The sequence below is a fragment of the Streptomyces sp. NPDC058246 genome (genome assembly GCF_042881985.1).
Classification (GTDB): domain Bacteria; phylum Actinomycetota; class Actinomycetes; order Streptomycetales; family Streptomycetaceae; genus Streptomyces.
Genome location: NZ_JBHVWZ010000034.1, coordinates 1 through 22,793, shown reverse-complemented (window position 1 = coordinate 22,793; position 22,793 = coordinate 1). Strand labels below are relative to the sequence as shown.

Here is a 22,793-nt window from a genome sequence, read left to right as displayed (position 1 = left end):
GGGGGCTGCGAGTGCCGGACGGTCTGACCGGGAAGCGCTGTTCGCGGTGCAAGGAGCGCAAACCGCGGACAGCCTTCGCGAGTCACAAGCCGCTGCGCGACGGGCTGCAGGCCTACTGTCGTACGTGTGCTGCGGCGCACCACCAGGAGCGGCAGCTTGCCAAGGGGCGGAACGTTCGGCCTCGAGTGGATGTGCCCGAGGGGCACAAGTTCTGTAGGGGCTGTGGCGAGATCAAGCCCCATAGCGAGTGGCATCACAATGCCTCCGCATCGGATGGCCTTGCGACCTGCTGTAAAGCATGCAAGGTCATCCGGGGGCGAGAAGGTCACCTCAAGCGCCAGTACGGCATGACCGAAGCCGAACGGGACGAGATGATCGCTTCTCACATGGGGCTCTGTGTGATCTGTTTGAAAGCTCCTGCAGTTCATGTGGATCACTGCCACGAGACGGGTAGGGTCCGTGGCGTACTGTGCTTCAACTGCAATTCGGCCATCGGCAAGTTGGGAGATGATCCCGACGCTGTTCGTCGGGCTGCCGCCTACTTGGAAGGATCCTCGTGGAAGCCAACACTCGTAGCACCGGGCGTCTACCAGCTGCCTTCCTGACGCCTGGGTCGTCGTCCTTCATGGACTTCCTCGCCGAGCACCAGCCGGAAATGCTCCCGGGCAAGCGGCAGCTGCCGCCGGTCCAGGGTGTGATCGAGGCCCCGCACGGCACGACCATCGTCGCCACCACGTTCCCCGGCGGCGTGGTGCTCGCCGGTGACCGGCGAGCCACCATGGGCAATGTCATCGCCCAGCGCGACATCGAGAAGGTCTTCCCCGCCGACGAGTACTCGGCGGTGGGCATCGCCGGTACGGCGGGTCTGGCCGTGGAGATGGTGAAGCTGTTCCAGCTGGAGCTGGAGCACTTCGAGAAGGTGGAGGGCGCCCAACTCTCCCTGGAGGGCAAGGCGAACCGCCTCTCCACGATGATCCGTTCCAACCTCGGCATGGCCATGCAGGGCCTGGCCGTGGTCCCGCTCTTCGCCGGGTTCGACGTGGACCGCGGCAAGGGCCGCATCTTCTCCTACGACGTCACGGGCGGCCGCTCCGAGGAGCACGGCTACGCGGCCACGGGCTCCGGCTCGCTCTTCGCGCGCGGCGCCATGAAGAAGCTCTACCGCCAGGATCTGAACGAGGAGCAGGCCACCACCTTGGTCGTCCAGGCCCTGTACGACGCGGCCGACGACGACTCGGCGACCGGTGGTCCCGATGTCGCCCGCCGGATCTACCCGATCGTCACCGTGATCACCGAGGACGGCTTCCGCCGGCTCACCGACGAGGAGTCCTCCGAGATCGCCCGCGCGATTCTGGAGCGACGCCTCGAGCAGCCCGACGGCCCGCGGGCCGCGCTGCTCTGAGCCCGGGCTCTTTTAGAAGGTGATCCAGTGACTTCGACAGAAAGGGACGGATAACCGGTGTCGACGCCGTTCTATGTCTCACCCCAGCAGGCCATGGCCGACCGGGCGGAGTACGCCCGCAAGGGCATCGCCCGTGGCCGCAGCCTCGTCGTGCTGCAGTACGCCGACGGCATCGTGTTCGTCGGCGAGAACCCGTCCCGTGCGCTGCACAAGTTCAGCGAGATCTACGACCGGATCGGCTTCGCGGCCGCCGGCAAGTACAACGAATACGAGAACCTTCGGATCGGCGGCGTCCGCTACGCCGATCTGCGGGGTTACACCTATGACCGTGATGACGTGACCGCCCGTGGTCTCGCCAATGTCTACGCCCAGACGCTGGGCACGATCTTCTCGAGCGCGGCCGAGAAGCCGTACGAGGTGGAGCTGGTGGTCGCCGAGGTGGGGGAGACCCCCGAGGGCGACCAGATCTATCGGCTGCCGCACGACGGGTCGATCGTGGATGAGCACGGCTCGGTCGCGGTCGGTGGCAATGCCGAGCAGATCAGCAGCTATCTCGACCAGCGGCACCAGGACGGCATGTCGCTGGCGGAGGCGCTGAAGCTGGCGGTGCAGTCGCTGTCGCGCGAGCCGAACGGTGGTGAGCGGGAGATTCCCGCGGAGCGCCTCGAGGTCGCGGTGCTGGACCGTACGCGGCCGCAGCAGCGCAAGTTCAAGCGGATCGTGGGGCGTCAGCTGGACCGGCTGCTGGAGGCGGGTGGCGCGGAGACCGCCACTGAGGCCGAGGACGCCGACGACGAGGAGTGATCTCGGCTCTGCCCTTGCCCCCTTGCGCGCCCCGGCCTCTTCCGGCCGGGGCGCTCGGCGTTTCCGTGGGTCTCCGTGCGTGATGGTCCGTCTTGGTGCGTTTCCGTGCGCCTTCGTGCGTCTTGGTGTGTCTGCCGGGCGGGGCGGTCTGCTATCCGTCGGTGGGTGGGTCGGGGCCGTGCCGGTACATCAAGCCCGTCGCCGCCGGATCAGACGTCGGTCCGTGGGGAGCCGCTGCTCGATCCGAACGTACGCGACGGGCATGTGATGTACCGGCACGGCCCCTTCCGTGCGTCGGCGGGTGCGGGCGAGTGCTGGCCGCTGGCTAGCGTGGGGGTGCCGTGGAACCCCGTACGACCAGTTCGACGGGGATGTCGCCCTCGCGGGGGGTTCGGCCCTCCAGGACGGCCAGGAGGGCCTCCATGCCGCGTTGGCCGAACAGCTCGGCGTCGAGGCGGACGGTGGTCAGCTCGGGGTCCATGGCTCGGGCCAGCGCCAGGTCGTCCAGGCCGGTGATGGAGATGTCGTCGGGGATGCGCAGGCCCAGGCGGCGGGCCGCCTTGTAGGCGCCCGCTGCGAGCTTGTCGTCGTCGCAGACCAGAGCGGTGGGGCGGGGGGAAGCGGCGGTGAGAGCGGTTCCGGCGGCTGTGAGGGCGTCCTCGAAGGAGATGGGGGCGCGGGCCGTGCGGAGCTCCGTGCCGGGGACCTCGGCGAGGCGGGTGGCCAGTTCCCGGGCGCGGATCTCGAAGGTCCAGGAGGGGATGTCGGCCGCGAGGTGCAGGAAGCGGCGGTGGCCCAGGGCGAGGAGATGCTCGGCGACCTGGCGTACACCGTCGCGGATGTCGAGATTGACCGTGGCGGCGCCCAGGCTGCCCTCCGGGTCGCTGTCGAGCATCACCAGGGGGAGCTGGTCCCCGCGGATCGCCGTGAGGGCGTCGGCGGCCATGGAGGAGGCGATCACACCGTCGAGGGCGGCGGCCGCCGAACCGAACGGGTCGCGGGCGGGACCGATACCCTCGGGAGAGGGGTACAGGACCACGCCGAAGCCGTGCTCGGCCGCGACGCGGGCCGCCCCCGTGTAGACGCCCGCGAAGAACTCGGTGGTGAGCGCGGGGACCACCAGGAGGACCGTGCGGGTGCGGCCGAGGCGCAGGTTGCGGGCGGCCAGGTTCGGGCGGTAGCCGAGCTCCTGGGCGGCTTCCCGGACGCGCTCCGCCGTGGCCGCGGAGACCCGGCCGCGCCACTTGTCGCCGAGCACCAGCGAGACGGCCGCCTGGGACACCCCGGCGGCCTGGGCGACGTCCCGGCTCGTGGGGCGCGTGCTAGCTCGTGCCACCGTGGACCTGCTCCCTCGTCTGGACTCGCGGACAGCGCACATGGTACGTATGGGAGGCGACGTTATACGTAAAACCTGACACGTCACGCGCTACGAGAAGGGCATGACATGGCCGCGGGATACCTGGAGATCCTCAAGGCGAGGCATGCCGCTCGGCTGCTCGTCGGCACGCTCACAGGGCGGCTGCCGAACGCCACCGCCGCCATCGCCGTGGTGCTCTTCATCCGGGCCGAGGGCGGCACGTACAGCCTGGCGGGCGCGCTGGCCGCCGTGTACGGCGTGTCCAACGCCGTGGGGCAGCCGCTGCTCGGCCGGCTCGTGGACGTCTACGGGCAGCCGCGGGTGCAATTGCCCGCCGCGCTCGTCTCGGCCCTCGGGATGAGCGTGTTCGCGTTCGCGGGCACCGATCCGCTGCCGCTCGCGTATGTCTCCATGGCTGTCGCCGGGCTCTTCACGCCGCCCCTGGAAGGCGGTCTGCGTGCGCTGTGGCCCTCCGTCCTCCGCGGGGAGGAGCAGGTGCACACCGCGTACGCGATGGACGCGGTGGCGCAGGAAGTGATGTTCACGGTCGGACCGCTGCTCGTGACGCTGTGCGTGGCGCTCTGGTCCGCTCAGGCCGCGCTGCTCGTCCTGAACGTCATCGGCGTCCTGGGCGCCCTCTCCGTGGTCCTCTCGGCGCCCTCGCGGGCGTGGCGCTCGGCCCCGCGCGAGGCGCACTGGCTCGGCGCGCTGCGTTCGCCCGGCCTGCTGGCCCTGCTCGGCGCGTTCCTGTTCGTAGGGATCGCCCTGGGCTCGATCACGGTGGCCGCGGTGTCGTACGCCGACGGCCACGGCGGGGACGCGGTGTACGGCTGGCTGATGGCCGGCATCGGCCTCGGCGCCCTCATCGGCGGCGTAGTGTACGGCATGCGGCAGTGGGGTGGTACGCCCGAGCGGCGACTGCGGGTGCTCGTCGCCCTTCTGGCGGTGTGTTATCTGCCACTGACGCTGGTGCCGGGCCCGGTCGCCATGACGGCGCTCACCACGCTCGCCGGAGTCTTCCTGGCGCCCTGCATCGCCTGCGCGTTCGTCCTGGTCGACCGGCACGCGCCGCGCGGCACCGTCACCGAGGCCTTCTCCTGGCTCGTGACGACGTTCACCGTGGGCGCGTCCGTCGGAACGGGTCTCGCCGGCCCGGTAGTCGAGCGGGGCGGAGCGGTGTGGGGCTTCGCCGTACCGGGTGCCGCGGGGGCCGCCGCGCTGGTGGTTCTGCTGGCCACGGGGCGGGTCCTCGCAGCTACCGGGAAGGGGGCGGTGGTTGCGGTCTCATCGGAAAATGATCCAAACCGTGCCGTCGAACCCCGTTTCAGCTCGGGGGATCGGGCGTAATGTTCAGTCATGGACCGCCGCATTTTCGGGCTGGAGAACGAGTACGGCGTCACGTGTACGTTCAGGGGACAGCGCCGCCTGTCTCCCGACGAGGTGGCGCGGTACCTCTTCCGCCGTGTCGTGTCATGGGGCCGCAGCAGCAATGTCTTTCTGCGGAACGGTGCCCGCCTCTATCTCGACGTGGGATCACATCCGGAATACGCGACACCCGAATGTGACAACGTGACGGAGCTCGTCACCCACGACAAGGCCGGCGAGCGCATTCTCGAAGGACTCCTGGTGGACGCCGAACGACGCCTGCACGAGGAAGGAATCGCGGGCGACGTCTACCTGTTCAAGAACAACACCGACTCGGCGGGCAACTCCTACGGGTGCCACGAGAACTATCTGGTGGCCCGGCACGGGGAGTTCTCCCGACTCGCGGACATCCTCATTCCGTTCCTCGTCACCAGGCAGCTGCTGTGCGGTGCCGGCAAGGTGCTGCAGACCCCGCGCGGGGCCGTGTACTGCGTCAGCCAGCGTGCCGAGCACATCTGGGAGGGCGTCAGCTCCGCGACGACCCGCTCCCGGCCCATCATCAACACCCGCGACGAACCGCACGCGGACGCCGAGCGCTACCGCAGGCTGCACGTCATCGTCGGCGACTCGAACATGTCCGAGACGACCATGCTCCTCAAGGTCGGAGCCACCGACCTCGTGCTGCGCATGATCGAGGCCGGCACGGTCATGCGCGACCTCACCCTGGAGAACCCGATCCGGGCGATCCGCGAGGTCAGCCACGACATCACGGGCCGCCGCAAGGTGCGTCTGGCCAGCGGCCGTGAGGCCTCCGCGCTCGAAGTGCAGCGCGAGTACTACGAGAAGGCCGTGGACTTCTGCGAGCGCCGCGGCATCCGCACCGGAACCGTCGAGCAGGTCCTCGAGCTGTGGGGCCGCACCCTCGACGCGATCGAGGCCGAGGACCTCGACCGGATCGGCACCGAGATCGACTGGGTGATGAAGTACCAGCTCATCGAGCGGTACCGAGCCAAGCACAATATGACGATGTCGCACCCGCGGGTCGCGCAGATAGACCTCGCCTACCACGACATCCACCGTCGCCGCGGCCTGTACTACCTGCTGGAGCGCAAGGGGCAAGCCGCGCGGATCTGCAACGACTTGAAGATCTTCGAGGGCAAGTCCGTGCCCCCGCAGACCACTCGGGCGCGACTGCGCGGCGACTTCATCCGGCGTGCTCAGGAACAGCGCCGCGATTTCACCGTCGACTGGGTCCATCTCAAGCTGAACGACCAGGCGCAGCGCACGGTGTTGTGCAAGGACCCGTTCCGTTCCGTCGACGACAGGGTGGAGAAGCTCATCGCGGGAATGTGAGCTGCGTGTTCCGCAAATGATCGAGGAACGCAACGCGGGGCGCCGTACGTTTTCCGTACGGCGCCCTTCTCACGTCGTAGAGTTGCGCGCACGCCATCAACCAAGATCGACCGATACGAGGCCCCCACCGTGCGCCGACGCTCACTCCTTCTCGCCGTCCCCGCTGGACTGGTCACACTCGCCGGATGCGGTGACAACGGCAAGTCAGATACGGCCAAGTCCAGCAGCAGCCCGTCGCCTTCGGCCTCCGCCTCGGCCTCCGCCCCGCCGCCGCCGAAGATCGTCGACGGCCCGCTGCCGGCCATCACCGCCGGTACGAAGTTCGACGAGAAGCCGACCGTCGCCAAGGGCACCGGGGACCCGTCGAAGGACCTGGCGGTCAAGACGGTCATCGCGGGCGGCGGCACGACGGTCGCGGAGAACGACTACATCCAGGCGAACTACCTGGGCCAGGTCTGGGACACAGCGAAGGTCTTCGACAACTCCTACGACCGCAAGACCCCGCTGGTCATCCAGCTCGCGCAGGGCGGCATCATCGACGGCTGGCGCTACGGCCTGGTGGGCAAGAAGGTGGGCAGCCGCGTCGAGATGGCCGTGCCGCCGACCTGGGGTTACGGCACGCAGGGCAACACGCAGGCGGGCATCAAGGGCACCGACACACTGGTGTTCGTCGTGGACATCCAGAACACCTTCAATGCCAAGAGCTCCGCCAAGGGCAAGACCGTCGCACAGAACGACGCCGCCCTCCCGAAGGTCGGCACCAACACCGACGGCAAGGCCCCCTCCATCGACGTACCGAAGGCGGCCGCCCCGACGAATCTCGTGGCGAACTACGTCATCGAGGGCGACGGTGACGTGGTCAAGGCGGACAGCAGCGTCCTGGTGCAGTACAAGGGGGTGCTCTGGGCCGACGGCAAGGAGTTCGACTCCACGTACAGCCGGGGCTCGCTGACCTCGTTCTCGCTCCAGCAGGTGGTCAAGGGCTGGTCCCAGGGCCTGACCGGCAAGAAGGTGGGCAGCCGCGTCCTCATCGTCGTCCCGCCCAGCCTGGGCTACGGCGACAACCCGCCCAGCGGCAGCGGCATCAAGAAGGACTCCACCCTCGTCTTCAGCGTCGACATCCTGGCGAAGATGTAACGCCTTCGGGGATGTGAGAGTGTCGTTGTTGCCTCAAGGCCTTTACGCGAACAAGCAGGAGCTAGAGACGTGAGCATCGACAAGCCCGAGATCGACTTCCCGGGCGGCGAGCCCCCGGCGGACCTCGAGATCAAGGACATCTGGGAGGGCGACGGCCCGGTCGCCAAGGCCGGGGACTTCGTCAAGGTCCACTACGTCGGCGTGGCCTTCTCCACCGGCGAGGAGTTCGACGCCTCCTGGAACCGCGGCACCCCGCTCGAGTTCCAGCTCGGTGTCGGCCAGGTCATCAGCGGCTGGGACCAGGGCGTGCAGGGCATGAAGGTCGGCGGCCGCCGCCAGCTGATCATCCCGGCCCACCTCGCCTACGGCGACCGCGGCGCCGGCGGCCGGATCGCCCCGGGCGAGACGCTGATCTTCGTCTGCGACCTCGTTTCGGTCTGATCCACCCGCGAGATCGGGCTCCGGTCCGATCATCACGTAGGTCGGGATGTGGCCCGATCTTCGTACGCCGTGTGATCAGGGTCTGACCGGACCCGATCACCTGGGGCCCATGCCTGTCCGGGCATGGGCCCTCGGCTTTTGCCACGCCACTCCGGAGCGGTACGGTCATCGGTCGGAAGCACCATAGGGAAGGGCGTCGATGGCCATTGCCAAGGCCGAGCGGCTGATGAACCTGGCGCTGTGTCTGCTCGGGACACGGCGGCCGCTCAGCAAGCGCGAGCTGCGCGAGTCCATCGAGGCGTACGTCGAGGCCTTCGGGCCGGGCAAAGGCGCGGGTGGCTCGGACGACTCCTTCAACAGGATGTTCGAGCGCGACAAGGACGATCTGCGCGAGCTCGGCCTGGTCATCGAGACCGTGGAGAACCTCGACGGCGAGGTCGGCTACCTCGCCCGCCGCGACAGCAACCGGCTGCCCCCCATCACACTGGACGCCGAGGAGGCCGCCGCTCTCGGCCTCGCCGCCAAGGTCTGGCAGCAGGCCAGGCTGGCCGGTGCCGCGAGCGGCGCCCTGCAGAAGCTGCGCGCCGCGGGCCTGCCCGAGGACGTCGACCCGTACGAGGCGCATGGCGCCCTGGAGCCGTACATCCCCGTGCACGAGGCGGCCTTCGAACCGCTGATGCTCGCCTGTCGCGACCGCCGCCCCGTCATCTTCGATTACCGCAAGGCCACCGCCGCGCGCCCCGAGACCCGGCACGTCGAGCCGTGGGCCCTGGAGTGCTGGCGCGGCCACTGGTACCTGGCGGGCTGGGACCGGGACCGCGGCGCCGAGCGCGTCTTCCGGCTCTCCCGGATCACCGGAAAGGTCCGCACCCGCGCCGGGCGGTACACGGCCGAGGTGCCCGACGTCGTCACCGTGCGTGAGACCGTCGCGGGCTGGGCGGGGGAGATCGCCGACCGCTCCGCGCGGATCCGGCTGCGGAGCGGCTCGGGCTACCCGCTGCGCGCCAAGGCCGTCTCGGTACGGGAACGGGGCGACGGCTGGGACGAGTTGGAGATTCCGTACGGGCACGGCCTGGACGCCTGGCTCGTCGAGTTCGGGCCCGACGTGGTGGTCCTGGAGCCGGCCGAACTGCGGGCCGATGTGGTGGACCGGCTGCGCGCCGTGGCCAAGGGCTGAGGGGGAACGTAGGAAAGTGGCAGGAAAACCGGCCAGGCCCACGAACGCGATCGACCAGACCCGGCGCATGCTCTCCCTGGTGACGTATCTGCGCGAGCGCCCCGGCGCACGCGTCGGCGACGTCGCCCGGGCCTTCGGGATCACCGAGGACGAGCTGATCTCCGACCTCGACGTGCTGCCGCTGTGCGGGACCAGCTTCCGCGGCGGCGATCTGCTCGACATCGACACCGACGGCGACCGGATCTGGTGGCACAACCCGGACGACCTCGCCGAGCCCCTGCGTATCGCCGCCGACGAGGCGACCGCGCTGCTGGTCGCCGCCCGGGCCGTGTCCACGCTGCCCGGTCTGCGCGAGGGCGACCGGCAGGCGCTGCTGCGCGCCACCGCCAAGGTGGAGACCGCCTCGGGCGAGGCGGCGGGCGCCAGCTCCCGGCTGTCGGTGACCTTCGAGTCCGAGGGCGGTGTCTTCGCCGACGTCGACCGGGCGATCTCCGAGCGGCGCCGGCTGTGGATCCGCTACTACTCGCCCTCGCGCGACGAGCTCACCGAGCGCGAGATCGACCCGATCCGCCTGGTCAGTGTCGGTCACACCTATGTGGAGGCCTGGTGCCGCCGCTCCGAGGCGCGCCGCACCTTCCGGCTCGACCGGGTCGCCGAGATCCGCATCCTGGACGAGCCGTCCGCGCCTCCCGAGGTCGAACTGCGGGACCTCTCCGAGGGCCTGGTGCAGCCCGCGGCCGAGGACCCCGAGGTGGTCGTGGAGGTCGGCCCCGGTGGGCGCTGGGTCGCCGAGTACTACCCGCACGACAGCGCGGATGAGCTGCCGGACGGCGGCCTGCGTATCACCCTGCGGACGCCCGACCCCACGTCGTTGCGGCGGCTGGCCCTGCGCCTGGGCCGCGACGGCCGGATCGTGTCGCCGCAGGACCTCGCGGACAGCGCCCGCCGGGCCGCCCGCGAGGCGCTCGCGGCCTACGACGGGCCGGACGGGGTGGACGCGCCGCACGGAGATCAGGACGGACCGTACGACAGGCGGGAGCAGGAGCTTTGAGCACGTCGTCGATGTCGGGTGCGCCGGAGAAGGCCGGGGCTCCGGGGAAAGCGGGTACGCCGGAGAAGGCCGGGGCTCCGGGGAAAGCGGGTACGCCGGAGAAGGCCGGGGCGCTCGGGAAAGCGGGTACGCCGGAGAAGGCCGGGGGTCCCGGGAACGCGGGTGCGCCGACGGGTGCCCCGGAGATGTCGGTGGTGACGGCGTTCGCCGGGATGAGAAGGGTGTTCGACGTGATGTTCAAGGCGGCCTGCCCCGACTGCCGGTCCGGCTTCGAGCTCAAGGCGAGCGCCCTGCGCCTGGCCATCGGCGCCAGCAGCCGCACCACCTTCTACTCCTTCACCTGCCCCGAGTGCGGCGCCGCCGTGCGCAAGCCCGCGGGTGAGCGGATCGTCGAGCTGCTCACCGGTGGCGGGGTGCGGACCCTGCGCCTGCACTCCACCCTCTAGGTCTAGGGTCGACGTCATGTTCTGGCCGATGTGTGCGATCGCTGTGGGGTTCCTGGGAGTTGCCGTTCTCGGGGTGCTCGCCGTCCGTGTCTTTCTCGAAGCGGAGCGGCTGGGCCGACAGGTCTCCGACTCCGCGCGCCGTATCAGCGGGGCGGCGGAGGATCTGGAGCGCGCGGCCGTGAGCACGGCGAGCTCTGTGGATGCCCTGTGAGTCGTGAGCGCGTCGGGCTCGGAGCGGCTTTCGCCCTGTCACCTTTCCGGCAACGGCAGGTACGCTGCTGGTCGCGGCCCGGAGAATGAGGCGCGGGTTGCGAACTGGGAGTACGCACAGGGATTGCCCCGCGTTTACCCCTGAGCGTTACGATCGCTGTCATCACGACGATCGGACACATGTCCGGCCGATCGCACAGCACCCCGACCATGCAGCCTCGGTGAGAAGGTAAAGACTTATGTTCGGAAGGCTCGGAGCTCCCGAGATCATTCTCATCCTCGTCGTCATCATCCTGCTGTTCGGCGCGAAGAAGCTTCCGGACATGGCTCGCTCCCTCGGCAAGTCCGCGCGCATCCTCAAGAGCGAGGCCAAGGCGATGAAGGACGAGGGCAGCGCCCCCGCCCCGGCCGGCCCGCCGAACACCGACGAGCAGCCCCCGGCGCAGCGCACCATCCAGGCCGCCCCCGGCGACGTGACCAGCTCCCGCCCGGTCACCGAGCCGACGGACACGACCAAGCGCTGACGCAGGGCCGGTGACCTCCGGCCCGCCGCACGAGATGGGAACGTGGGTTGCTCAAGTCTGCCCGCAACAAGGAGAAGGATCCCGAGGGGCGGATGCCCCTCGCGGAGCACCTTCGTGAGCTGCGCAACCGGCTCGCGAAGGCGATGCTGGCCATCGTCATCGTCACGATCGTCGCCGCCTTCTACTACAACGACATCATCAACTTCTTCACCAAGCCGGTGCTGGACTCGGTCGGGTGTCCGAAGACGTTCGCCGAGCTGGCGAAGATGCCCAAGGGCAAGCAGTGCGCGCAGATCACCATCAACGGTCTGCTCGCGCCCTTCACCCTGGCGCTGAAGGTGTCGTTGATGGCCGGTGTCGCCCTCGCCTCGCCGGTCTGGCTGTACCAGCTCTGGGCGTTCGTCGCGCCGGGCCTGCACAAGAGCGAGAAGAAGTACGCGTACGCGTTCGTCGGGACCGGCGTTCCGCTCTTCCTCGGCGGCGCCTACTTCGCCTACGCGGTGCTGCCCACCACCGCGAAGGTCCTGATCGACTTCACGCCGAACGGCGTGAACAACCTGCTGCCGCTGGACGATCTGCTCGACCTCGTCACGCGCATGGTGATCGTCTTCGGTCTCTCCTTCGAGCTGCCGCTGCTGCTGGTCATGCTCAACCTCACGGGCATCCTCAGCGGCAAACGCATGCTCGGCTGGTGGCGCGGCATGATCATGGGCATCACGGTCTTCGCCGCCCTCGCCACGCCCAGCACCGACCCGCTGACGATGCTGGCGCTCGCCGGACCCATCTGGATCCTGTACTTCGGCGCGGTCGCGTTCTCGCTCGCCAACGACCGGCGCAAGCGCCGGCGCGACGCCGAGGGACCGGCCGACGACGAGGCCTCCGACCTCGACCTCACGCCCGAGGACATCGGCGAGGTCGAGACCGTGTCGGCCCACCGCGCGCTGCCCGAGCAGACGAGCTCGGACCGGGTCAACGGTTATGACGACGTGACCTGACGGAGCGCGCGGACCTCGTAGGGTCGAGGCTGTGACCAGCGAGATCTCTCTCTTCGTCAATCCCACCGCGGGACGCGGCCGGGGCGCTCATGCGGCGCAGCCGGCCGCTTCGGCTCTGCGGGCGGCCGGATTCTCCGTCCGTACGATCCTCGGGGAGAACGCTGAGGACGCCCTCACGCGCGCGCGGGCCGCCGTCGAGGCCGGCACCGGCGCCCTCATCGCCGTCGGCGGCGACGGCATGGCGAACCTGGCCCTGCAGGCCGTCGCAGGCACCCGTACCCCACTCGGCCTGATCGCCGTCGGCACCGGGAACGACTTCGCGCGGGCCCTGGGACTCCCGGTGCGCGACCCGGCGGCCGCGGGACGGCTGATCGCCGAGGCCCTCAAGGGGGCGCGGCTTCGCGACGTCGACCTCGGGCGCGTCGGCGACACCTGGTTCGGCACCGTCCTCGCCTCCGGCTTCGACTCCCGGGTCAACGACCGCGGCAACCGCATGCGATGGCCCACCGGCCGCTTCAGGTACGACCTCGCCATGCTCGCCGAACTCGCCGCCTTCCGGCCCTTCCCGTACCGGATCACGCTGGACGACGGCGAGGTCCGGGAGATCGAGGCGACCCTGGTGGCCGTCGGCAACGGATCGTCGTACGGCGGCGGCATGAAGATCTGCGCGGGCGCGGACCTGGGCGACGGGCTCTTCGACATCACGATCGTCGGGGACTGCAGCCGTACGACGCTGCTCAAGGTGTTCCCGAAGGTCTACCGGGGCACCCACCTCGACCACCCCAAGGTCAGCGTGCACCGGGCGGCCAAGGTCGAACTCGTCGCGGAGGGCATCACGGGGTACGCGGACGGTGAACCGCTCGGGCCGCTGCCGCTGACCGCGCGGTGCATACCGGCAGCGGTGCGGGTGGCGGTTCCCTGAGCTGCGGGGATCCGGGGTTTCCCCGCTGTGGATCCGGATATTGATCGTCCTGTTGTCAGTGCCTCCCGGTAGTCTCGAAAGCACGATGACAGAGGAACTCTCACCGGCCGAGCGGTATGCGGCAGCACGACAGCGCGCTGTCGAGCAGGCCACCGCGCTCGCCTCCTTCCGCGAGATGTACGACTTCGGCCTCGACCCCTTCCAGATCGAGGCCTGCCAGGCGCTCGAAGCCGGAAAGGGAGTGCTGGTGGCCGCGCCCACCGGCTCGGGCAAGACGATCGTCGGCGAGTTCGCCGTCCATCTCGCCCTCCAGCAGGGCAAGAAGTGCTTCTACACGACGCCGATCAAGGCGCTCTCGAACCAGAAGTACGCCGACCTGTGCCGCCGTTACGGCGCGGACAAGGTCGGCCTGCTCACCGGCGACAACAGCGTCAACTCCGAAGCCCCGGTGGTCGTGATGACCACCGAGGTGCTGCGCAACATGCTGTACGCGGGCTCGCAGACCCTCCTCGGCCTCGGCCATGTGGTCATGGACGAGGTGCACTACCTCTCCGACCGCTTCCGCGGCGCCGTCTGGGAGGAAGTGATCATCCACCTCCCCGAGTCGGTGACCCTGGTGTCACTCTCGGCGACGGTGTCGAACGCGGAGGAGTTCGGCGACTGGCTGGACACCGTGCGCGGCGACACCCAGGTGATCGTCTCCGAGCACCGGCCCGTGCCGCTGTTCCAGCACGTGCTCGCCGGGCGCCGGATGTACGACCTCTTCGAGGAGGGCGAGGGCAGCAAGAAGGCCGTCAACCCCGACCTCACGCGCATGGCGCGCATGGAGGCCAGCCGCCCGTCGTACCAGGACCGCAGGCGAGGCCGCGCCATGCGCGAGGCCGACCGCGAGCGGGAGCGCAGACAGCGCTCGCGCATGTGGACACCCGGCCGCCCCGAGGTCATCGAGCGGCTCGACGCCGAAGGGCTGCTGCCCGCCATCACGTTCATCTTCAGCCGGGCGGCCTGCGAGGCCGCCGTCCAGCAGTGCCTGTACGCGGGGCTGCGGCTGAACGACGACGAGGCGCGGGCCAGGGTGCGCGAGCTCGTCGAGGAGCGCACCGCCTCCATCCCCAGCGAGGACCTGCACGTCCTGGGCTACTACGAGTGGCTGGAGGGCCTGGAGCGCGGCATCGCGGCCCACCACGCGGGCATGCTGCCGACGTTCAAGGAGGTCGTCGAGGAACTCTTCGTCCGCGGCCTGGTCAAGGCCGTCTTCGCGACGGAAACCCTCGCACTCGGCATCAACATGCCCGCCCGCTCGGTGGTGTTGGAGAAGCTCGTCAAGTGGAACGGCGAGCAGCATGCCGACATCACCCCTGGTGAGTACACCCAGCTGACCGGTCGCGCCGGCCGCCGCGGCATCGATGTCGAGGGCCACGCGGTGGTGCTGTGGCAGCGCGGCTTCAGCCCCGAGCACCTGGCGGGACTCGCGGGCACCCGCACCTATCCGCTGCGCTCCAGCTTCAAGCCGTCGTACAACATGGCGGTGAACCTGGTCGAGCAGTTCGGGCGGCACCGCTCGCGGGAGCTCCTGGAGACGTCCTTCGCGCAGTTCCAGGCCGACAAGTCGGTCGTCGGGATCTCCCGGCAGGTACAGCGCAACGAGGAGGGTCTGGAGGGCTACCGGGAGTCCATGACCTGCCACCTCGGGGACTTCGACGAGTACATGCGGCTGCGCCGCGAGCTCAAGGACCGCGAGACCGAGCTGGCCAAGCAGGGCGCGGCCCAGCGGCGCGCCGAAGCGGCCGTCGCCCTGGAGAAGCTCAAGCCCGGTGACGTGATCCACGTCCCGACCGGGAAGTACGCCGGTCTGGCGCTGGTGCTGGACCCCGGCCTGCCCGCGGGCCGTTCGAACGGCTACCGCGGCTTCGAGCAGCACGACGGCCCGCGCCCCCTGGTGCTCACCGCCGAGCGCCAGGTGAAGCGGCTCGCCTCGATGGACTTCCCGGTGCCGGTCGAGGCGCTGGAGCGGATGCGGATCCCCAAGTCCTTCAACCCGCGTTCCCCGCAGTCCCGGCGCGATCTGGCGTCCGCGCTGCGCACCAAGGCCGGGCACATCGTCCCCGACCGGCACGGCAAGAAGCGGTCGCAGGCCGCCGACGACCGGGAGATCGCCCGGCTGCGCACGGCGATCCGCGCCCATCCGTGCCATGGGTGCAACGACCGTGAGGACCACGCCCGTTGGGCCGAGCGCTACCACCGGCTGCAGCGCGACACCTCGCAGCTGGAGCGCCGTATCGAGGGCCGCACGAACACCATCGCCCGCACCTTCGACCGGATCGTCGCCCTCCTCACCGAGCTGGACTATCTGCGCGCCGACGAGGTCACCGAGCACGGCAAGCGACTGGCGCGGCTGTACGGCGAGCTGGACCTGCTGGCGAGTGAGTGCCTGCGCGCCGGGGTCTGGGAAGGGCTCGACCCCGCCGAACTCGCCGCCTGCGTCTCGGCGTTGGTGTACGAGTCCCGGGTCGCCGACGACGCCATGGCACCGAAGGTGCCGTCCGGCAAGGCGAAGGCCGCGCTGGGCGAGATGGTGCGTATCTGGGGCCGCCTCGACGCGCTGGAGGAGGACTTCCGGATCACCCAGACCGAGGGTGTCGGCCAGCGCGAGCCGGATCTCGGCTTCGCCTGGGCGGCGTACGAGTGGGCCTCGGGCAAGGGGCTCGACGAGGTGCTGCGCGAGGCGGAGATGCCTGCCGGTGACTTCGTGCGGTGGTGCAAGCAGGTGATCGACGTGCTGGGGCAGATCGCGGCCGCCGCGCCCGTCTCGGGCGGGGAGAGGTCGACCGTGGCGAAGAACGCGCGCCGGGCGGTTGACGGGCTGCTGCGGGGGGTTGTGGCTTACTCGTCGGTGGGGTGACGGAGTCGTGAGGCGCGGGGTGTGACGCGTGAGGCGGTGCCGGTTCGCATATTAGCGAGTTTCGCCTCCCTTGCAGGGGCGGTTCGGGTTCGTGTTGTAGCGGGTTTCGCCTCCGTTGCAGGGGCGGTGCCGGTTCGTCGTACCGGGGTTCGCCCCTGCCGCGGGGGCGGTGCCGGTTCGTGTCTCACCGGGTTTCGCCCCCCCGCCGCATCAGTGGTTCAGGTACGCCCGCCAGCCGCCGTACGCCGTGATGTCGGTGGTGCCCGGGAGCGCGTCGGGCTCGCACAGGAATCCGGGTGCGTGGGTGCCGTCGGCCAGCTCGACCTGCCCGAGGACCATGGGCCGGGGGAGCGCGGCGAGCAACTGCCCGAGGCCTTCCGCGGACAGCCGCCACACCTCGGTTTCGACGGCGGCGCCACCCTCGCCCACGTGGACCAGGCCCGGCTTGGGCGGGGCGGTGGACAGCGCGTGCAGGCGATACACCGGTGCGGTGGCCGTCGTACGCTCCCACTCCGCTCCCAGTGAGAGAAGTTGGGGATTGAGGGGCTGGCCGGACAGGTGGGCGCCCACCACCGCGAGCCGTAGCCGCGGCTGGAGCAGTCGGGCCAGCCGGGCGAGACGTTCGTCGGTGAAGGCGGGGCCGATCAGCATCACGCCGAAGGGCAGGCCGGCGGGTGTGAGGCCGGCCGGGACGGCGACGGCCGCGAGGTCGAAGAGGTTGGTGGAGTTCGTGAAGCGGCCCAGGCGGGCATTGGCGCCCAACGGGTCGGCGGCGACCTCGGCGAGCGTGGGATGGCCGGGCGCGGTCGGCAGCAGCAGCGCGTCCGCGTCGCCGAGCTGGGTGAGTGCCCGGGTCCGGAGGGCGGCCAGACGGTCCTGGTCGGCGTACAGCTGGTGGGCCGGGATGTCCCGGGCGCGGGTGATGATCCCGGCGACGGTCGGGTCCAGTCCCGTGTCGCCCTCGGCGATCAGTTTGTCGATAAAACTCCCCACGGCGGTGTATCGCTCGGCGACGAACGCGCCTTCGTAGAGCATCGCGGCGGCATCGGTGAACGGGGTGAGGTCGAGGTGCCGGATCTCCGCCCCCGCCGCTGCGAGTCGCTCGACGGCTGCCTCGTACGCCTCCGCCCAGCCCTCGTCCAGTTCGCCGAGCTGTGCCCTCGGCGGGACGGCGATGCGCCAGGGGCCGGGGGCCCGCTGGGGGAGCGCGGGCAGTTCCCGGCCCGAAGGGGACGCCATGAACGCGAGGGCCTGCTCTGCCTCCGGGAGGGTGCGGGCGAAGACGGTCACGCAGTCCAGCGAGGCGCAGGCCGGGACGACGCCCGTCGTGGGCACCAGGCCGCGGGTCGGCTTCAGGCCGACGATGCCGTTGAAAGCGGCGGGGACGCGCCCCGAGCCGGCGGTGTCCGTGCCGAGGGCGAAGTCGACGATGCCGAGGGCTACGGCTACGGCCGATCCCGAGCTGGAGCCACCGCTGATCCTGGTCGGGTCCAGTGCGTTGCGTACGGCGCCGTGGGGGGAACGGGTGCCTACCAGGCCGGTGGCGAACTGGTCGAGGTTCGTGGTGCCGAGAGCCAGGGCACCGGCTGTGCGGAGGCGGGCGACGACGGGGGCGTCTTCCCACGGGGTGTAGGCGTAGGCCGGGCAGGCGGCGGTGGTGGGGAGGCCTGCCACGTCGATGTTGCCCTTCGCCGCGAAGAGCTTGCCCGCGAGGGGGAGGTGTTCGCCGGCGGCTACGCGCGCGTCGATGGCGCGTGCCTCCTGCTCGGCCTCCGCCTGGGGGCGGAGGCCGATCCAGACCTCGGGGCGGTCGACGGCTTCGATGCGGGCGTACGCCTGTCGGACCCGGGTGAGAGTGGGGGACGGCATCGGTGCTCCTTGCCTGGGGTGGATTGTCGACTGCGGCCCGGTGGGTCGTCTGCGTTCCACCGTTCCGCCTTGCGCAACGACTGCCCACAGACGACCGGGCGGGTTGGCAAGGAGCTCTGCGGAACGCCTGCCCACACACCCACAGGCTGGTTTCAAGGCACTGTTGGACCCGTCGGCGCGAGAACCACCAGTGCCGTGCCCGCCTCCACCTGGTCGCCCGGCTTGGCCAGGATCTCCTGAACCACGCCGTTGATCGGGGCGGCCACCCTGGACTCCATCTTCATCGCCTCCAGGGCGAGGAGGGGTTGGCCGGCCGTGACCTCGTCGCCAGGGCGGACGTTCAGCTGCCATACCGACGCGGCGAATTCGGCCTCCACCAAACGACCGCCCTCGGGCACGGAGACCTCCGCGGCGCTCGCTGCCGGTGCGCTCGCCGCTTCCGCGCGGGTGAACTCGCCCGCCGCCTCCCACGCGTCCCGTTCCGCCGAGAAGGCGGCGCCCTGGCGGGATCGGAACTCCGCGATGGAGTCGGCGTTCTCGGCGAGGAAGGCCTGGTGGCCGGCCAGGGAGAACGTGCCCTCCTCGATGCGGGGGACGAAGCGGCCGGAGGTGATGTCGGCCCGCAGCCGCAACAGCTCCTCGGGCTCCACCGGGTACCACTTGATGCGGTCGAAGAAGCGCAGCAGCCAGGGCGAGCCCGGCTCGAACGCGCCGCGCTGCTGCCAGCCCGACCACACCTGGGTCGTACGGCCGACGAACTGGTAGCCGCCCGGGCCCTCCATGCCGTAGACGCAGAGGTACGCGCCGCCTATGCCGACCGAGTTCTCGGCGGTCCAGGTGCGGGCCGGGTTGTACTTCGTCGTGACCAGGCGGTGGCGCGGGTCCAGCGGGGTCGCCACCGGGGCGCCCAGGTAGACGTCGCCCAGGCCGAGGACGAGGTACTCCGCGTCGAACACCGTGCGGTACACGTCGTCCACCGAGTCCAGGCCGTTCACACGGCGGATGAACTCGATGTTCCACGGGCACCAGGGGGCGTCGTCGCGGACGCCCGCCATATAGCGGGCGATCGCCTCGCGGGTGGCCGGGTCGTCCCAGGAGAGCGGGAGGTGGACCGTGCGGGAGGGGACCACCAGTTGGTCGCTCGGCGGCAGCGTCGCCACTATCTGCCGTACGACCGGGAGCAGTTGGCGCTGCGGCAGTCTGCGCGGGTCCGTCTGGATCTGCAGGGAGCGGATTCCGGGGGTCAGGTCCGTGACGCCGTCGAGGGCCGCCTCCGCCACCGCCTCCATCAGCGCGTGGACGCGCATCCGGAGGGCCAGGTCGAGCTGCATGGGGCCGAATTCGACCAGCAGGTTGTCGTCGCCGCTGCGGCGGTACGTCACGTCACCGTCCCGCGCGAGCACCCCGCCGTCGACGATCGCGGGCCGCTGCGAGCCGTCGTCGGCGAGCGGCGCGAAGCGCACGGTGTCACCGGGGCGGAACTGGCCGAGCTTCCAGCGTTCCGTGCTGACGACCGTCGCCGGGCAGACGAAGCCGCCGAGCGAGGGGCCGTCCGGGCCGAGCAGTACCGGCATGTCGCCGGTGTAGTCGACCGCGCCCACCGAGTACGGCGTGTCGTGGATGTTGGACGGGTGCAGGCCCGCCTCGCCGCCGTCCGTGCGTGCCCAGCGGGGCTTCGGACCGACCAGCCGGACGCCCGTGCGCGCCGAGTTGAAGTGGACCTTCCAGTCGGCGGCGTAGAAGTCGTGGATGTCCTCCTCGGTGAAGAACTCGGGCGCGGCGTGCGGGCCTTCGAGGGCGCCGACCCGCCATACGGACCCGAAGACGGGCCTGTCGCTCACGGGCACGGGCGCCCCGTGGCCGGTGAGTGCCCCTCCGTGCAGCACATCCCCGGTCCGCAGCGTCCGGCCGCCGTGGCCGCCGAACCGGCCCAGCGTGAAGGTGGAAGCACTGCCGAGGAACGCCGGCACGTCCAGGCCCCCGCCCGCGAACAGGACGTAGGTGCGCAGGCCGTGTTCCGCGGGAGCCCCGACCTCCAGTACGGCCCCCGCGGGCACCGTCACCGGCTCCCACTGGGCGACTTCCGCACCGTCCACCGTGACCGGCGCGGGGGCGCCCGTGACGCAGACCGTCGTGGCGTGCGTGAAGCGCAGGGTCGGCCCACGCAGTGTGCATTCGAGTCCCGGCGCGCCCTCGTGGTTGCCGAGCGCCCGGTTGCCGAGCCGGAACGACAGGTCGTCCATCGGGCCGCAGGGCGGCACGCCCACCTGCCAGTAGCCGGTGCGGCCCGGCCAGTCCTGCACGGTGGTGAGCGTCCCGCCGGAGACGACCTCGACACGTGGCGTCGGGTCGGCGACCCCGGCCAGTGTCGCGGTCGAGTGCGTCGCCGCCCGGAACGACCGCTCGGCGAGCGCCGCCCGTATCAGCCCCAGGTTCGTCTCGATGCCGTCGACCCGGGTCCTGGCCAGCGCCGCGTCCAGGCGCTCCAGGGCGTGCGTCCGGTCCGAGCCGTACGCGATGACCTTCGCGAGCATCGGATCGTACGACGTGGTCACCTCGGTGCCCGTCTCGACCCAGCCGTCCACGCGGACCCCGCCGGGGAACTCGACCCGTGTCAACAGGCCCGCGCTCGGCCGGTGTTCGCGCGAGGGGTCCTCGGCGTACACGCGGGCCTCGACGGCGTGACCGCGCGGCGCCCCCGGGTCCCGTACGACATCGCACTCCCCGCGCGCGAGCCGCAGCATCCAGGCGACCAGGTCGACGCCGTAGATCTCCTCGGTGACCGGATGCTCCACCTGGAGGCGGGTGTTGACCTCCAGGAAGTACGCCTCCTCGCGGGCGGCGTCGTAGACGAACTCGACGGTTCCGGCGGACCGGTAGCCGACCGAGGCGCACAAGCCGCGGGCAGACGCGGCGAGTTGTTCACGTACGAGGGCGGGGAGTCCTGGCGCGGGTGCCTCCTCCAGGACCTTCTGGTTGCGGCGTTGGAGGGAGCAGTCGCGGTCGCCGAAGGTGACGACGCGGCCCGCGCCGTCGCCGAAGACCTGCACCTCGACATGGCGGGCGTGCTCGACGAGCCGCTCCAGGAAGACCCCGGCCGAGGAGAAGGAGGCCGCGGCGACGCGCTGCACCCGCTCCCAGGCCTCGGCCAGTTCGTCGGCGGAGCGACATGCCGACATACCGATGCCGCCACCTCCACCGGTGGCCTTCAGCATCACGGGGTAGCCGATGCCGCCGGCCTGGACGAGGGCCTCGTCCAGATCCGCGAGCAGCCCCGTGCCCGGCGCCAGCGGCACTCCGGCCGCCTCGGCAGCCGCCCGAGCCGTGTGTTTGGCGCCGAACAGCTCCAGTTGCTCCGGAGTCGGCCCCACGAACACGATCCCGGCGTCCTCGCAGCGCCGCGCGAACGCCGCGTCCTCGGAGAGGAAGCCGTACCCGGGATGGACCGCCCCGGCCCCCGTGTCCTTGGCCGCCTTCAGGACCAGGTCGGCGTCGAGGTACGACTCCTTCGCGGGCGCGGGGCCAAGGCGTACGGCCTCGTCGGCGAGCCGCACATGGGGCGCCGAGCGGTCGGCGTCGGAGTACACGGCGACCGTGCGCAGGCCGAGTTCGCGGGCGGTGCGGATGATCCGGACCGCGATCTCGCCCCGGTTGGCGATCAGCAGCGTGTCGAAGGTCATGCGCCCGCCTCGCTGATCGTCATCTCGACCGCCGTCGGCTCGAAGCCGTTGCACGGGTTGTTGATCTGCGGGCAGTTGGAGACCAGCACGAGCACATCGCGCTCGGCGCGCAGCGTCAGCCTGAGGCCGGGGGCGGAGATGCCGTCGACGATGCCGAGGGTGCCGTCCTTCTCGACCGGCACGTTCATGTACCAGTTGATGTTCGAGACGAGGTCTCGTTTCCCGAGTCCGTACCTGGCGCCCTCCGCGAGGAAGTTGTCCACGCAGGCGTGCTGGGACCAGGTGTGATGGCCGTAGCGCAGGGTGTTCGACTCCTTGGAGCAGGCCCCGCCGACCGTGTCGTGCCGGCCGACCTCGTCCTCGACGACGGTCATCAGCGGGGTGTGCTCGTTGGACATCAGCACACTGCCGGTGGTGAGGAAGAGATTGCCCTGCGCGTGGATCGTGTCGGGCGCGCTGTAGCGGACGGCCGTGTCATGGGCGTCGTACACCAGGAAGTCGACGGCCTGGTTGCCGTGCAGATCGGTGACGGTGAGCGTCTCGCCGGTGCGGACGACGGCCGACCAGGCGGCCCGGGCTGGAACGACGCTCGTGCGCCGGACGGCATCGGCGCTCTCGCTCACGCGGGCTCCGGGGCGGCGGTTCTCGCTCACGCGTGCTCCCTCGCGGTTCTCGGTCATGCGAGCCCCCTCGCGGTTCCCGGTCATGCGAGCCCCCTCGCGGCGAGGAATTCGGCGGTGTTGAGGAAGGCGCGGCGGTTCTCGGGCGTGGCCTCCCAGAGCGGGTCGCCGGGTTCGGTTGCCGCGGCACGCCAGGCGAGCACCTCCAGGGGGGTGCTCACGTAGTCGGGGCGTGGATCGGCGGGGTGCGGCACGTTCGCGATCAGTACGGTGACGTCCTGCTCGGCGCGCAGGGTCACGCTGCCGCCGGGTCCGGCCGAGCCGGTGAAGTCCAGCGAGCCGTCGTCGCGTACCTGCACGCCCTGGAAGAAGGAGAGCGACGGCGGCAGATCGCGTGGCTCCAGGCCGTTCTTGGCGGCGGCCAGCTTGAACAGCTCCCGCCCGGCGGGGGAGCCGGACTGCGGAGTGCCGTCCCCGTACCGCTCCGTGTTGCGTACGAGCGTGGAGGTGCCGCACAGCGCGTCGTGCCGCCCGGAGG

At 70.5% G+C, this 22,793-nt stretch carries 20 protein-coding genes; 15 read left to right on the top strand and 5 right to left on the bottom strand.

What is annotated here, in order from left to right:
- Window positions 1-11: 11 nt before the first annotated feature.
- The 3 genes from ACFVXA_RS33820 to prcA are packed head-to-tail and all read left to right on the top strand — an operon-like array spanning window position 12 to window position 2,206.
- Window positions 12-605: an endonuclease VII domain-containing protein gene (locus ACFVXA_RS33820; RefSeq protein WP_390028194.1), complete on the top strand. Its 594-nt coding sequence runs from the start codon at window positions 12-14 to the stop codon at window positions 603-605.
- Window positions 557-1,402, top strand: coding sequence for a proteasome subunit beta (prcB, locus tag ACFVXA_RS33815; RefSeq protein ID WP_362020653.1), 846 nt, complete (start codon window positions 557-559; stop codon window positions 1,400-1,402). The genes ACFVXA_RS33820 and prcB overlap by 49 nt, the downstream gene beginning before the upstream one ends.
- A 57-nt stretch (window positions 1,403-1,459) precedes the next feature.
- A complete protein-coding gene (gene prcA / locus ACFVXA_RS33810; RefSeq protein ID WP_362020655.1) occupies window positions 1,460-2,206 on the top strand; it encodes a proteasome subunit alpha in 747 nt (248 codons plus the stop codon).
- 325 nt (window positions 2,207-2,531) lie between these two features.
- Here prcA and ACFVXA_RS33805 read toward each other — a convergent pair whose 3' ends face one another.
- Window positions 2,532-3,542 carry a LacI family DNA-binding transcriptional regulator gene (locus ACFVXA_RS33805; RefSeq protein ID WP_389748112.1) on the bottom strand — a complete coding sequence of 337 codons (1,011 nt, stop codon included), beginning with the start codon at window positions 3,540-3,542 and terminating at the stop codon, window positions 2,532-2,534.
- A 108-nt stretch (window positions 3,543-3,650) separates the two neighbouring features.
- Here ACFVXA_RS33805 and ACFVXA_RS33800 point away from each other — a divergent pair, with 108 nt between their 5' ends.
- From ACFVXA_RS33800 to ACFVXA_RS33745, 12 genes are all read left to right on the top strand, one after another.
- A complete protein-coding gene (locus ACFVXA_RS33800; RefSeq protein WP_384401615.1) occupies window positions 3,651-4,910 on the top strand; it encodes an MFS transporter in 1,260 nt (419 codons plus the stop codon).
- Window positions 4,911-4,919: 9 nt separating this feature from the next.
- Window positions 4,920-6,281, top strand: a complete 1,362-nt coding sequence (gene pafA / locus ACFVXA_RS33795) for a Pup--protein ligase (protein WP_007499792.1) — start codon at window positions 4,920-4,922, stop codon at window positions 6,279-6,281.
- Between the two features lie 129 nt (window positions 6,282-6,410).
- Window positions 6,411-7,418: an FKBP-type peptidyl-prolyl cis-trans isomerase gene (locus ACFVXA_RS33790; RefSeq protein ID WP_362020665.1), complete on the top strand. Its 1,008-nt coding sequence runs from the start codon at window positions 6,411-6,413 to the stop codon at window positions 7,416-7,418.
- 69 nt (window positions 7,419-7,487) lie between these two features.
- Window positions 7,488-7,859 (top strand): FKBP-type peptidyl-prolyl cis-trans isomerase, encoded by a 372-nt coding sequence (locus ACFVXA_RS33785; protein ID WP_362020668.1) that lies wholly within the window; start codon window positions 7,488-7,490, stop codon window positions 7,857-7,859.
- A gap of 199 nt (window positions 7,860-8,058) precedes the next feature.
- Complete coding sequence (locus ACFVXA_RS33780; RefSeq protein ID WP_362020671.1) at window positions 8,059-9,036, top strand: WYL domain-containing protein; 978 nt, start codon at window positions 8,059-8,061, stop codon at window positions 9,034-9,036.
- Between the two features lie 16 nt (window positions 9,037-9,052).
- Window positions 9,053-10,087 carry a WYL domain-containing protein gene (locus ACFVXA_RS33775; RefSeq protein ID WP_362020674.1) on the top strand — a complete coding sequence of 345 codons (1,035 nt, stop codon included), beginning with the start codon at window positions 9,053-9,055 and terminating at the stop codon, window positions 10,085-10,087.
- A gap of 185 nt (window positions 10,088-10,272) precedes the next feature.
- On the top strand, window positions 10,273-10,533 hold the full coding sequence (locus ACFVXA_RS33770) for a hypothetical protein (protein WP_362021102.1): 261 nt from the start codon (window positions 10,273-10,275) through the stop codon (window positions 10,531-10,533).
- A 16-nt stretch (window positions 10,534-10,549) separates the two neighbouring features.
- Complete coding sequence (locus ACFVXA_RS33765) at window positions 10,550-10,744, top strand: hypothetical protein (protein WP_362020677.1); 195 nt, start codon at window positions 10,550-10,552, stop codon at window positions 10,742-10,744.
- A 238-nt stretch (window positions 10,745-10,982) separates the two neighbouring features.
- Window positions 10,983-11,267 (top strand): Sec-independent protein translocase subunit TatA, encoded by a 285-nt coding sequence (tatA, locus tag ACFVXA_RS33760; protein WP_362020680.1) that lies wholly within the window; start codon window positions 10,983-10,985, stop codon window positions 11,265-11,267.
- A gap of 47 nt (window positions 11,268-11,314) precedes the next feature.
- The gene (gene tatC, locus ACFVXA_RS33755; RefSeq protein ID WP_383743082.1) at window positions 11,315-12,262 is read left to right on the top strand and encodes a twin-arginine translocase subunit TatC; all 948 of its coding nucleotides are present in this window, start codon (window positions 11,315-11,317) and stop codon (window positions 12,260-12,262) included.
- A gap of 31 nt (window positions 12,263-12,293) precedes the next feature.
- Window positions 12,294-13,184 (top strand): diacylglycerol kinase, encoded by an 891-nt coding sequence (locus tag ACFVXA_RS33750; protein WP_383743086.1) that lies wholly within the window; start codon window positions 12,294-12,296, stop codon window positions 13,182-13,184.
- Window positions 13,185-13,224: 40 nt separating this feature from the next.
- On the top strand, window positions 13,225-16,086 hold the full coding sequence (locus ACFVXA_RS33745; RefSeq protein ID WP_362020689.1) for a DEAD/DEAH box helicase: 2,862 nt from the start codon (window positions 13,225-13,227) through the stop codon (window positions 16,084-16,086).
- A 210-nt stretch (window positions 16,087-16,296) separates the two neighbouring features.
- Here ACFVXA_RS33745 and atzF read toward each other — a convergent pair whose 3' ends face one another.
- The 4 genes from atzF to ACFVXA_RS33725 all read right to left on the bottom strand — a co-directional run.
- Window positions 16,297-17,955, bottom strand: coding sequence for an allophanate hydrolase (atzF, locus tag ACFVXA_RS33740; protein WP_390028177.1), 1,659 nt, complete (start codon window positions 17,953-17,955; stop codon window positions 16,297-16,299).
- Window positions 17,956-18,107: 152 nt separating this feature from the next.
- The gene (locus ACFVXA_RS33735; RefSeq protein ID WP_390028175.1) at window positions 18,108-21,635 is read right to left on the bottom strand and encodes a 5-oxoprolinase/urea amidolyase family protein; all 3,528 of its coding nucleotides are present in this window, start codon (window positions 21,633-21,635) and stop codon (window positions 18,108-18,110) included.
- On the bottom strand, window positions 21,632-22,315 hold the full coding sequence (locus ACFVXA_RS33730) for an urea amidolyase associated protein UAAP2 (protein WP_389470137.1): 684 nt from the start codon (window positions 22,313-22,315) through the stop codon (window positions 21,632-21,634). The genes ACFVXA_RS33735 and ACFVXA_RS33730 overlap by 4 nt, the downstream gene beginning before the upstream one ends.
- A gap of 23 nt (window positions 22,316-22,338) precedes the next feature.
- Window positions 22,339-22,793: DUF1989 domain-containing protein (locus ACFVXA_RS33725; protein ID WP_389470134.1), on the bottom strand; the 455-nt coding region annotated here is incomplete at its 5' end.